Source organism: Lactobacillus colini (genome assembly GCF_017874575.1).
In the GTDB taxonomy this organism is placed as follows: Bacteria; Bacillota; Bacilli; order Lactobacillales; family Lactobacillaceae; genus Lactobacillus; species Lactobacillus colini.
In genome coordinates, this window is sequence record NZ_JAGGLU010000015.1 from 18,433 (window position 1) to 30,531 (window position 12,099).

At 33.4% G+C, this 12,099-nt stretch carries 9 protein-coding genes and 1 pseudogene; 4 read left to right on the forward strand and 6 right to left on the reverse strand.

Features of this window, described 5'->3' with window-relative positions:
• The first annotated feature begins 217 nt into the window (after window positions 1-217).
• Window positions 218-1,798 carry an ATP-binding cassette domain-containing protein gene (locus J2Z60_RS09840; RefSeq protein WP_209687529.1) on the forward strand — a complete coding sequence of 527 codons (1,581 nt, stop codon included), beginning with the start codon at window positions 218-220 and terminating at the stop codon, window positions 1,796-1,798.
• A gap of 29 nt (window positions 1,799-1,827) precedes the next feature.
• Here J2Z60_RS09840 and J2Z60_RS09845 read toward each other — a convergent pair whose 3' ends face one another.
• The 5 genes from J2Z60_RS09845 to J2Z60_RS09865 all read right to left on the reverse strand — a co-directional run bounded on the left by J2Z60_RS09845 (window position 1,828) and on the right by J2Z60_RS09865 (window position 7,713).
• Window positions 1,828-2,280 (reverse strand): GAF domain-containing protein, encoded by a 453-nt coding sequence (locus J2Z60_RS09845; RefSeq protein WP_209687530.1) that lies wholly within the window; start codon window positions 2,278-2,280, stop codon window positions 1,828-1,830.
• A gap of 9 nt (window positions 2,281-2,289) precedes the next feature.
• Complete coding sequence (locus tag J2Z60_RS09850) at window positions 2,290-3,678, reverse strand: amino acid permease (protein WP_209687531.1); 1,389 nt, start codon at window positions 3,676-3,678, stop codon at window positions 2,290-2,292.
• Window positions 3,659-4,342: a type 1 glutamine amidotransferase gene (locus tag J2Z60_RS09855; RefSeq protein WP_209687532.1), complete on the reverse strand. Its 684-nt coding sequence runs from the start codon at window positions 4,340-4,342 to the stop codon at window positions 3,659-3,661. The genes J2Z60_RS09850 and J2Z60_RS09855 overlap by 20 nt, the downstream gene beginning before the upstream one ends.
• 147 nt (window positions 4,343-4,489) lie before the next feature.
• Window positions 4,490-5,905 carry a family 1 glycosylhydrolase gene (locus J2Z60_RS09860; RefSeq protein WP_209687533.1) on the reverse strand — a complete coding sequence of 472 codons (1,416 nt, stop codon included), beginning with the start codon at window positions 5,903-5,905 and terminating at the stop codon, window positions 4,490-4,492.
• A 29-nt stretch (window positions 5,906-5,934) separates the two neighbouring features.
• Entirely contained in the window at window positions 5,935-7,713 is a 1,779-nt protein-coding gene (locus J2Z60_RS09865) for a beta-glucoside-specific PTS transporter subunit IIABC (RefSeq protein ID WP_209687534.1), read from the reverse strand.
• A 154-nt stretch (window positions 7,714-7,867) separates the two neighbouring features.
• On the opposite strand from J2Z60_RS09865, the gene J2Z60_RS09870 reads away from it, so the two are divergent.
• Both J2Z60_RS09870 and J2Z60_RS09875 read left to right on the forward strand, forming a co-directional pair.
• Window positions 7,868-8,719 carry a MurR/RpiR family transcriptional regulator gene (locus J2Z60_RS09870; RefSeq protein ID WP_209687535.1) on the forward strand — a complete coding sequence of 284 codons (852 nt, stop codon included), beginning with the start codon at window positions 7,868-7,870 and terminating at the stop codon, window positions 8,717-8,719.
• A gap of 179 nt (window positions 8,720-8,898) precedes the next feature.
• The gene (locus tag J2Z60_RS09875; RefSeq protein ID WP_209687536.1) at window positions 8,899-10,176 is read left to right on the forward strand and encodes an ATP-binding protein; all 1,278 of its coding nucleotides are present in this window, start codon (window positions 8,899-8,901) and stop codon (window positions 10,174-10,176) included.
• A gap of 133 nt (window positions 10,177-10,309) precedes the next feature.
• Here J2Z60_RS09875 and J2Z60_RS09880 read toward each other — a convergent pair.
• A pseudogene (locus J2Z60_RS09880) lies at window positions 10,310-10,558 on the reverse strand (transposase); the annotation flags it as partial.
• A gap of 300 nt (window positions 10,559-10,858) precedes the next feature.
• Between J2Z60_RS09880 and J2Z60_RS09885 the strand changes: the two are divergent.
• Window positions 10,859-12,076: an MFS transporter gene (locus tag J2Z60_RS09885; RefSeq protein ID WP_209687537.1), complete on the forward strand. Its 1,218-nt coding sequence runs from the start codon at window positions 10,859-10,861 to the stop codon at window positions 12,074-12,076.
• Window positions 12,077-12,099: the final 23 nt, after the last annotated feature.

The window sequence follows — 12,099 nt, forward strand, 5'->3', positions numbered from 1 at the left end:
TCCCTTCTAGATTTAAAATTTTCAAGGATTATTATAGAAAAATTTATGTATCTATAGTGAAAATATACAAATTCGGTCATTTTTTGGACAAATTCGGTTAATAAATATTTTTTTAATAACAGACATTGAATAAAACTTTGATAAGTATTATTATGTTAAAAAAGCATTATTATTTAAACAATTTTTGAATTATATATTAAAATATGGAGCTACTTTTATGAAAATAAACCTAAAATGGATTATAAAGCAATTACCGATCAAATTGTTAATAGCCTTACTTGTGACAGTGATTTGGGGAAGCTTCCAAGGGGTTATTAATGGAGCAATATTTGGAAAATTTCCAACCCTGGTTCATGCAAGTCAACCAGAATTAAATCGCTTTTTAATTTATGCAACTATTTTGTTTGTACTAGTGTATACTGGCTTCTTTTTGGAACATATTATCATTAACTATACTAGAAGGCGCCTAAAGATCGCTTTGAAGAAACAAATGATGAATATCAGCTTTCAACATCAAGAAAAGGTCAGCAAGGGATTAAATCGAATAAGCAATGATGCTAACAAGATAGATGATAGCTACTTTCAAAATATTATTAATGTTTTCGTTTCTGGAACTGAAGCATTAATTTCTACGGTTTATGTGTTAAATGTTAACTTAGTAATGGGGTTAATTGCGATACTTTTTTCAGCTTTAAGCATGATACCGGCCTTATTTGGTAAACAAAGACTAGCAGCCTTAGGTAAAAAGTGGAGTAAATCTAATAATAAAACTTTGGAAGTTGCTGAAGATTGGCTAAGTGGAAGAGCTGAGATTATCCAATATAACGCCAAAAAGATCTTTTTCAAAAAACTAGTAAGCAAGATAACAAATACTGAAAGTCTAGCACTAAAGCAGGAAAACTTGAACTGGGTTATTCTATATTGCAATTTATTGGCAACAGTTGCATCATTTATTATTCCCTGGGGAATAGGATTTATTTTCATTCAAAATCAGATGTTTAATGTGACAATTAGTGTCTTACTAACATTAACTTTAACTGCCAATAATGTGGTTCAAAGCACTAGAAACTTAATGCAGTATTGGACTGAAATGCTAGGTTCAAAGGATATTAGAAAGTTGCCTGAAAAGCTAAAAGAAGCTGAGCTAGTTCAAAATAGTGATCCAAAGCCTAATTTGGATATTAAGAATCTAGGCTTAAAATACAGTAATTATGATATTTTTAAAAATATTAATCTACATATTCCTTATGGTCAAAAGATCCTGCTGACGGGTGAATCTGGTGTAGGTAAATCAAGTTTATTAAATATAATTGCCAATAATATTCATCCTAGTGAAGGCCAAGTTACATACGACGATCGCCAAATTACGCCGACAGATGTGATTTATATTAGGCAGGATCCGTGGTTATTTAGTGGCAGTGTTAGAGAGAATTTAACTTTAGGCAAGGATATTAGTGATGATAAGCTTTTAGCGGCGTTAAAGCAGGTAAATCTACTTACAGAATTAGGTGATAATATTTTAGATAGGGAAATCTCTGCTCAAGTTGATACTCTTTCTGGAGGTCAAAAGCAGAGACTAAGTATAGCTAGAGCCTTGCTACATCAGCGTCCGATTATCTTAATGGATGAGATTACTTCAAGTATTGATGATAAGAATGCTGATATTATTCGTGACTTAATCTATAATCTTCCGAATACCATTATTGAGGTGGCTCATCATACAAATAAGCAGCTACTTAAAAAGTATAATTTTGAAGTTTTATTGTTGAGAAATAAACAGTTAACAAAAGAGAGATGAAATTAATTTCACCTCTCTTTTTGTTCTTATTAGAATAAATTATTAGCAATCTCCTCTAGATACTTCTTATCTAATTCATCAAAATTGTTAAACTCAGTGGAATCAAAGTCGAACACGCCCCAAAGTGAGCCATTCTTGAAGATTGGTACCACGATTTCTGAATTAGAAGCACTATCGCAGGCGATGTGACCAGGAAACTTGTGGACGTCTTCTACAATTTGGGTTTCTTGTTTTTGGGCAGTAGTACCACAGACTCCGCTACCCATTTGAATATGCACACAAGCTGGCATCCCTTGAAATGGTCCTAAAATTAATTCGCCATTTTCATAACGATATACACCAGCGAAATTCACATTATCCAATAAGTTAAACAAAAGCGCGGAAACATTAGCGGTATTTGCAATCCAATCACTTTCATCTGCAACTAATGCTTGTGCTTGTTTAACTAATAACTTGTAATTATCTTCAGTTGTTGCAGACATGTAAACCTCCTAATTTTTATTCTTTTCAATCTTACTATGTTTATAACCGTATAAAATATAAATCAATAATCCAAATGCAAACCAAATTCCAGCAAAGAAATAGGTATTCTTAGATAAGAAGCACATCATACCAATACATGCAATGCCAGAAATGATTGGAATAATAGGGTACATTGGCACCTTAAAGCTGCCTTGAGGAATGTCAGAGCGATGACGTAATCTAATTACTCCGAATGAAACAAAAGTAAATGCTAATAAAGTCCCAATGGAAACTAGGCTTGTTAATTCATCTAGAGAAAATAAGCCACCCATCAACGCAATTATAATTGTAACGATCCAAAGGGCATTTTCAGGAAGACCACTATTATCTATCTTACCTAAAAATTTAGGCAATAATCCGTCGCGACCAATTGAATAAATCAAACGTGAACTAGAATAAATCATTGATAACATCATTGTACTCATTCCTAAAATTGCACCAATAGACAGTAAATCAGCTAGCCATCCTTGGTGTACAACTTTTAAGGCAAAGGCAACGGGATTAGCAACATCAAGTTCTTTGTAGTTAACCATCCCCGTTAAAGTAATAGAAACGCACATATAAAGGACTGCGGCTACAATCAAGGTCCCAATAATTCCAATTGGCATATTCTTTTTAGGATTTTTGACTTCGGCTGCAGAAGCTGAAACAACATCAAACCCTAAGAAGGCAAAGAACACCGTCGTTGCCCCATGTAAAACGCCGCTAGCATGATATGGCATAAATGGGGTGTAGTTCTTAGGTTTAATAAAGAACAAACCAACTGCAATAAAGATCAAAATAATAGCTATTTTAATGATGACTGCAGCGTTATTGAACTTCATTGATGCCTTCATACCGCGGGAAAGTAGCACTGCAACTAACAAAACACTGATAACAGCCCATAAATTAAGATAGGTACCATTTGCTGGGTTATAAGGACCTTCTAGTGCATGTGGAATATGTAGCCCAAAGCTATTAATCAATGAATTGAAGTAAGCGGCCCAGCCGCTGGAAACCGCAGCTACGGAGAGCATATATTCAAGAACCAATGCCCAGCCTAGGATCCAGCCGATGACTTCACCATAGAGAATATTGCCGTAAGAATAGGCACTGCCAGCTACCGGGATGGCGGAGGACAGTTCCGCATAACATAGACTGCACAATCCACAAACAATAGCTGCTACTAAAAATGCGATTGTTACAGCAGGACCTGAATTCTTAGCTGCAACAGTACCGGGCAAGATAAAGATACCAGTTCCGATAACTGCCCCAATACCTAAAGTTAATAAGTCAAAAGCCCCAAGCGTTTTGACGAAATTCTTATCTGTGCCGAGATAACGCTTGAGGCTTTCTTTTCTAAACGGATTGAACTTCATTATTTGTTCGCTCCTTGTGCCTTTGCAAAATCATTTTGACAATTGCATTGCCGACATTAACATTTTTGAGAAGAGGACCGTGTGAATAAGAACCAATTAGATTCTTATAACGCAAGCCCTCAACCTTATCTTGCGGATTATTACCATAGCCCTCAATCATTGTACCGAAGGGATGTAATTTGTCAGTATTATCAAAGTAAGTTTGACCAGAATGATTTTCAAATGCTTTAACCTCGCCCCATTCGGTCATGTAACGAGTATCGCCAATCATTCGCTTATCAGCCTTAAAGACAGTATGAAGCGGTAAGATACCTAGGCCCTTAATAGTTACCCCTGAATTAGTCTTGTAGTAATCGCCCATTAATTGATAGCCACCGCAGATGCAGAGCATAGGATTACCTGAGTTGACGTATTCTTCAAGAGTATCCTTATGGCGAGGGAGGTCTTTAGCAACAACAGTCTGCTCAAAATCTTGTCCACCGCCAAAGAAGATGAAGTCGTAATCATTAGCATCAAATTCTTCATCTAAAGAAATATTGTCTACTTGAGTCTTATAGCCTTGTTTGGCAAGTAAATAAGATACAACTTTTACATCGCCAGAATCACCATAGGTATTCATCAAATCTTCGTATAAATAGGCAATTTTAATAGTATTATCTGTCATAATTTTTCATCCTCGCTAGTGTTATTGATAAAAGTATAACGCAAAATAATAGATAAGCCCAAAGTATTGTTTTTACTATTATATTAAAAGATGATAAACTATGCTATAATTTTTTAATAAAAATTGAAAATTACTAATATAAGTGAGCTATAATCTATTACCATTAGAAGCAATAACTTGCTTATACCAATAAAATGAAGCTTTAGGAATTCTCTTGAAACTACCTTGACCATTGTCATTGCGATCAACATAGATAAAGCCATAACGCTTACGCATTTCACCTGTGCCAGCTGATATTAAGTCGATAGGTCCCCAAGTTTCGTAACCAATTAAATCTACATTATCAATATCTACTGCATCAATCATTGCTTTAATATGGTCACGTAAATAAGATATGCGATAATCATCATTAATTGTGCCATCAGAATTAATCTTATCCTTAGCGCCTAAGCCGTTTTCGACAATGAATAGGGGCTTTTGGTAACGGTCATAAAGGGCGTTTAGTGAATTGCGCAGACCAATAGGGTCAGTTTGCCAGCCCCAATCGGTTAATTTAAGGTATGGATTACGTCCACCTGTAGAAAGATTGCCTTCAGCTTGATCAATTTTTTCAATTCCTTCAATTGCTGAAAAGTAGTAACTAAAGCCAATAAAGTCAACAACTCCTGCGGCTAAGATTGCGTCATCTCCGGGCTCAGTCTTAAATGTACCTTGAATTTGATTTATATATGAAGTGCAAGTATTGGTGTAACGCCCACGAACTTGGACATCCCCAAAGTAGTAGGTAGATAATAGTTTATTGCGGGCACAGATTTGATCTTCTGGACGACAAGTTGCGGCGTAGGTACATGGATAAAGTAACATACACCCGATCTTAAAATTAGGATTGATTTTCTTGCCTTCAATAACTGTTAGCGCACTTGCTAGAAGTTGATGATGAGCAGCTTGAAGCATAGTATCAGCTTTGTTTTCGCCTTTTTTGTAGATGATACCAGCCATATGCCATGGCTGATCAGATATAAATAGAGAATTTATCTCGTTAAAGGTCATCCAATATTTTACTTTATTTTTATATCTGTTCATTACTAATTTGGCATAGCGGACAGCTAAATCAACTAACTTTCTAGAACGCCAAGCACCATATTTTTTTACTAGATTAAGTGGTAGTTCAAAATGATGTAGTGTAACCACAGGTTCAATTTTATACTTTCTAAGTTCATCAAAAACTTTATCGTAGAATTCTAGTCCTGCTTCGTTAGGTATAGCATCATCACCATTAGGAAAGATTCGTGCCCATGAAATAGACATTCTGAAACTCTTAAATCCCATTTCAGCCATTAACTTAATGTCTTCTTTGTAGTGATGGTAAAAATCTACCGCTTCATGACTGGGATAATATTTAGAGTTTATAATTGGATCAAGAATTTGTCTTGTTTGACCGTGTGAAGCTCCTAGTTCTACATCATTAATTGTCAATCCTTTACCATCAATGTTATAAGCACCTTCAAATTGGTTAGCAGCGGTTGCTCCTCCCCAAAGGAAGTCTTTTCTTAATTTGTTCATATTGTTCTCCTTTAGTGATCAATTTTTAATTATTCATTAGGTACATTAGTAAAAATAACCATAACAGTAGTGTCATATCCTAAACTATGTATTTTAGTGCGATCAAACTTAATTAAGCTTTGTCCTTTAATAACTTTGTCGCCTGAATTAACTAATGTCTTGAAATGTTTACCTTTCAGTTCAACAGTATTAATGCCAATATGAATTAATACCTCGGTACCATCATCCTTTTTTATGCCGATAGCATGTCCTGTAGGGAAGATCGCTTCAACTTGTGCATTGAAAGGTGCGGTTATGTAATTGCTAGTTGGTATAATTGCGTAACCAGACCCCATCTTTCCAGAGGCAAATACTTCATCGTTAACACTGGATAGAGGAATACGTTCTCCTTTTACAACATCAATAGAATTAGAAATAATTTTACTATTTTGTTCATGGTTATTAGTTTGGATATTATCTTTATTAGAAATACCAAATAGGTATGTTAAGACTGTGGCTAAAACTAAAGCTACGATTAAACCAATAATTTCTAAATTGAAGCCTTTTCCAAGATAAGTTGGAATAGCTAGAATACTTGGAAAGGTAAAAGTTGAAGCTTTAACACTACCCATAGCCGCAATGGCACCACCAATACCACTAGATATCACCGCTAAATACATAGGCTTTTTTAGTTTTAAATTAACACCATAAATAGCAGGTTCAGTAATACCAAAAATTGCTGTAATAAATGATGTACCAGCTAATGACTTCATTTTAGTATTTTTAGTTTTTAAAAATACACCTAAAGCAGCCCCAGCTTGTCCGAATACTGCAATGCAGACAATTGGCAGCCAAGGATCAGAACCAAATTTAGCAATATCATTAATCATTAAAGTAATTAAAGCCCAATGGATTCCGAATATAACGATAACTTGGTGAAAGGCTCCGAGTAGTAGCCCAGCGATTGCTGGTGAAAAACGGTATAAATACATTAATCCATCGGCCAAAATATTACTTAAACCATTGCCAATTGGCCCCACTACCAGCAAGGTTAAAGGAACCATAATTAATAAAGAGAGGAGCGGAGTAAAAATATTTCTGATAGCTTCTGGAAATACCTTATTAAAAAGTGGTTCTAAGTATGATAGTGCCCAAATAGCTAATAAAATAGGAATAACCGAAGTTGAGTAAGTTAGGTTCTGAATATGTAATCCAAAGAAAGTAACACCATGTTTAGAAGATAATTCACTAATAAGATTTGGATAAATTAGAGCGCCGGCAATAGCAACGCCTACAAATCTGTTCACTTTCAAAACTTTAGCAGCTGTAAAAGCAATGAACATAGGTAAAAAGTAAAAAATTGCATCAGAAGCAGCTGTCCAAACTTGATAAGCTCCGTCATTTACTGATAACCAATTTAGGGTCACTGCTAAAGATAGAAATCCCTTTAAAATACCAGAAGCTGCTAGAGCACCTAAAAATGGTGTGAATACACTAGAAACAAATGCAAATAGTGAATTTAAAATATTTTTGTTTGTTTTGCTAATTTTTTCTTCGCTGCTAAGTTGCTGTGGATTTTGTTTTCCAATTATTGAAATAATTTGGTCATATACTTGCGCTACACTGTTTCCAATGACTACTTGGTATTGACCAGCACTTTGAACGACAGTTACTACGCCATCAAGATTTTCTATTTTTTCAGTTTTAGCTTTATTTTCATCTTTTAACTTAAACCGTAAGCGTGTTGCACAGTGCCATACATCATTAATATTCTCTTGGCTGCCAATATTATTAATAATATCAACAGCTAATTTATGATAATCAGTCATTTTGATCTTCCTCTCAGATAATTTGTAGCCTAATCTTACTAACTTAAATAAGCGCTTACAATATATTTGAGAAAAAGTGGTATAATGTTTACAAATTTTATTTAATTAATATTTATTAATGTAAATTTTGTTTGCAAAAAAGGAAAAAAATAAAATGTTGATAGACAATTTAAAAGATGAATCGAAATATTCGTCAACAGAAAGAAGAATTGCTAAATTATTGCTTGAAAAAGGAACAGAAACTCAAGATCAAACCATCAGGGAATTGGCAAAAGAAATATATTCTAATCCATCTTCTTTTATACGGTTTGCACACAAATTAGGCTATAAGGGATGGAATGATCTGAAAAAGCAGTATTTAAAAGAACTAGATTACTTATTACACCAAAAAAATATTGACGTGAATATTCCTTTTACAGAAAGGGATTCTTTTGCTGGAATTGCCACTAAGGTTACGGAAACAAAAATAAGTGCAATGAATGATACTTTGCGCTTATTAGACAATAAAAAAATTAATCAATTTATTAATATGCTGTATAAAGCCAATGAGATAGTCATTTTTGCTCATAGTGTAAATCTGTTATTAGCACAGGAATTTCAATTTAAGATGCGGCGTATAAATAGACGAGTAAAGATTAGTAATTTATCGGGAGAACAAGAATATGATATTTTGAATATGAATGAACAAGATTGCAGCTTATTTATTTCATATTCTGGTAGTGGTTTTGAAAAAGAATTAGAATTGCTTAAAAAAAGACATATCAATATAGCTGCTATTACCGGTTTAACTAATAATTCAATGAATAAGATGGCTAATTATATTTTTAATATTCCATCGAGAGAAAGACTATATTCACAAATTGGTAATTATTCAACTAATACGTCAATTTCACTATTATTAGATATAATTTACTCAGAAATATTTGCTAGAGATTTTAGGAAAAATTACTCACATATTGTTCAAACTGGTAAAGTAGCTAATGTACGTACTATAGCTAAGCTGTGAGATGAATAAAATAATTAAGTAAGTCGATGTAATACCGACTTTTTTCTATGGAAAAATAAAAATGTCTTTTATAAGTGATAAAATACCCCTCAAAGTGTCAGTTATAAATGACAAAATTAACGTTTTTTGTCATTTATAACTGACAATATGATAAAATAAGATAAAAGGAGGAATTTTAATTGGATCATAATATTCTTCGTCATGTTATAGCAGATCAACATCGAATTATTAAACAAGCTAAGATTATTCCACGAGATTATTGGTTTGATCCGCAAGCAAACTATGTCTTAGTAGGATTACGACGTGCTGGAAAATCTACTTTGCTCTATAAAAGAGCACAAGATTTAATTGCAGAAGGAAAATCTTGGTCACAAATTATCTATATTAATTTTGAAGATGAACGTTTAGTAGGGTTTAAGATAAACGATTTTGATGACATTCTTTCTGTTGCTAGCGAAATGACGGATAAGGAACCTTATATTTTTCTAGATGAAATTCAAAATATTGATGGTTGGGAAAAATTTGCCAGAAGAATTGCTGATCAAAAATATCGCACCTATATTACCGGCAGTAACGCCAAAATGCTCTCTTGGAAAATCGTTGAACGTTTAGGTGCTAGATATTTTATTAAAACAATTTTTCCTTATAATTTCGAAGAGTTTTTGGCAGCTAAAGAAATTGAACATGATGATGACACCTTCTTTGATACTGTAGCAGATGGAAAATTACGTATGGCTGCTGCAGATTATTTATCTCATGGTGGGTTACCTGAAACATTGATTTATTCTGATCGACGTGATTATTTGGAATCTATTTATCAAAAAATTTTACTTGGTGATATTATTGCGCGTAATAATGTTCGTAATCCTCAAGCTTTGCGATTATTAATTAGTAAAGTCGCTGAAACGCTAATGCATGATGTATCGTATCGAAGTCTTGCTAAAGCGGTTCATAATATAATTAATAAGCCTTTCGGAACTGATACAGTTATTAATTACATTTCTTACGTAAAATCCTCATTTTTGCTTTTTGAAATAAAAGATTATGTAGCTAAATTTGTTGATAAAAATTCAACACCTAAATATTATTTTACAGATAATGGAATCTTGAAGCTATTTTTAATAAATAAAGTGCCGATGCTTTTAGAAAATCAAGTTGCAATTGCGCTTTATGAAAAGTATCGCGATTATCTTTATTATTTTAATTCAAGGAAAACTAAGATTGATGTAGACTTTTTTATACCAGATGAAAAAACTGCAATTCAAGTAACTTATGATTTAAATGAACGTGATTATGATCGTGAAGTTGGAAGTCTAATTAAGCTAGCTAAATCGAATATTGAAGTTGAGCGACTGATTATTGTTACAAGCGAGCAGGAAAAAGTGATTGAAGAAGATGGCATAAAAGTTGAAGTAATACCGCTTTATAAATTTTTATTAGATGACTTTGTTAATTAAAAAATGAAGGTACACTTTAAAATATTAATATGTTAAAGTTGATAGTGATTTGTCAAACTAATGGATTAAAGTTATCAATTTTAATTAAGAGGTAAAAATGTACTGAGCTGCAAAAGTTGGACAAAAATTTAATCTAAGATGCTAAGGCTTGATTTCGATATTCTATCGGAGTCAGGCCTTTTAGTCTGTCTTTTATTCTTTCATTGTTATAGTATTCGATATATTCTTCAATTGCTTTGGTTAATTCACCAAGATTCTTGTACTTGTATTCTTGATCATAGAACATTTCTGTTTTGAGCAAGCCAAAGAAGTTTTCCATTAAGCCATCATCCATTGAATTGCCTTTGCGAGACATGCTTTGAGTAATTCCACGCAGCTTTAATTCACTATTATTAGATATAATTTATTCAGAAATATTTGCTAGAGATTTTAGGAAAAATTACTCACATATTGTTCAAACTGGTAAAGTAGCTAATGTACGTACTATATCTAAGCGGTGAGATGAATAATACTATGCTATAATTTTCTAATAAAAATACTAAAAGAGGTGATAAGAATGCTTGTACAAATGAATCATTTCCTTTCATGTGTAAAGCTTTATCCCAGTATCTTCCCCGCAGGAATTTATTAGCTAGCGGGGAGCAAACTAAATGTTTCCCGCATTTTTAGGAATGTAGGGAAAATGAAAAGAAAAATAAATAACAAAAATTTGTATATTTTACTTAGTGGCAGAATTGCAACCAACATTGCAGATAGTCTATTCTACATGGCAATCTTATGGTCTTTCAAAGAAAAGTTTCAATCACCGATTATTGTTTCGTTAATTTTTACGATTGAGTCAGTAATTGACATGTTTTCTTTTTCTTTGGGACCGATTATTGATCGAATTAAGATTAAAAAATTGCTGAAAGTGGTTAGCTTCTTGCAAGCAATTTTTAGTGTAATTGCAGTTGGAATTATTTTACTTAATGGCAAGAAAGTAGTTAGCATCAGTTTATTGTTGTTGATTTACTTACTTTCAACAATCGGTTCGACAATGCTTTATCCATCAGAAGAAAAGATTTTGCCTACACTTGTGAACCATGAAAATTTGATCAAAGCAAATGCATTATTTCAAATGAGTTATCGCACATTAGACTTATTCTTAGATGCATTAGCGACGATACTGATCACCCTTGTATCAGTACCATTTACGTTGATTATTTCCGGGGTAATATTTGCGCTGGCCTTAGCTTTGTATACTAGCTTAGGTTTGGTCAAGCAAAGTATGACTGCAATTGATGAGGAAGTAACTTGTGAATATCTAACTGATTTAAAAATTGGCTGGAATATTTTGGAACAAGAGGGTAGAATTCTAGCTTTGATTATTCCATTTGCAGTGACTAACTTGTTCTATGGAGTTGCTTCAGTTGGGCTGCCGTATTTTGCTAGTAAGTATTTGACTAATAGTGCAATTAGTTACGGCAGCTTAGGTTTAGCGTCATCTATTGGTGGATTAATTGGGGCAATGTTGGTGCATAGATTCTCATTCGGAAGCCGTAATCTCAGCCGTTTCGTCGTGGTTTGTTTGGTTTTAGCAGGGATATCAGTTATTGGCGAGCCAGCTTTAGCGGTAAGGATGCCAGTGTTAGTATTTCTATTATTTGCAAGTTCAAGCTTGTGGATTGCGATGATGAATATTAATTTTGAAACTTTAGTTCAAAAAAGCTTTAGTCCTAACCTGCTTGGAAGAATTGAAACAATTAATTCAAGCATCATTTCTTGCATGATTCCAATTGGCTCATTGCTTGGTGGCATAATTGTGAAATATGTCGGGGTTAATTGGGCAATTTATCTACAGGGAATTGCTGAACTTGTAACGGGAATATACTATTTAGTGATTTTTAATAAAAGAAAATAATATATAGAAAAAGGTCCTGAGAT

What these genes read in the sequence shown, in the direction of transcription:
- J2Z60_RS09865 (WP_209687534.1), bottom strand. Translation starts at nt 7,713, where the DNA reads ATGACTGATTATCATAAATTAGCTGTTGATATTATTAATAATATTGGC.
- J2Z60_RS09870 (WP_209687535.1), top strand. Translation starts at nt 7,868, where the DNA reads ATGTTGATAGACAATTTAAAAGATGAATCGAAATATTCGTCAACAGAA.
- J2Z60_RS09845 (WP_209687530.1), bottom strand. Translation starts at nt 2,280, where the DNA reads ATGTCTGCAACAACTGAAGATAATTACAAGTTATTAGTTAAACAAGCA.
- J2Z60_RS09885 (WP_209687537.1), top strand. Translation starts at nt 10,859, where the DNA reads ATGAAAAGAAAAATAAATAACAAAAATTTGTATATTTTACTTAGTGGC.
- J2Z60_RS09840 (WP_209687529.1), top strand. Translation starts at nt 218, where the DNA reads ATGAAAATAAACCTAAAATGGATTATAAAGCAATTACCGATCAAATTG.
- J2Z60_RS09860 (WP_209687533.1), bottom strand. Translation starts at nt 5,905, where the DNA reads ATGAACAAATTAAGAAAAGACTTCCTTTGGGGAGGAGCAACCGCTGCT.
- J2Z60_RS09850 (WP_209687531.1), bottom strand. Translation starts at nt 3,678, where the DNA reads ATGAAGTTCAATCCGTTTAGAAAAGAAAGCCTCAAGCGTTATCTCGGC.
- J2Z60_RS09855 (WP_209687532.1), bottom strand. Translation starts at nt 4,342, where the DNA reads ATGACAGATAATACTATTAAAATTGCCTATTTATACGAAGATTTGATG.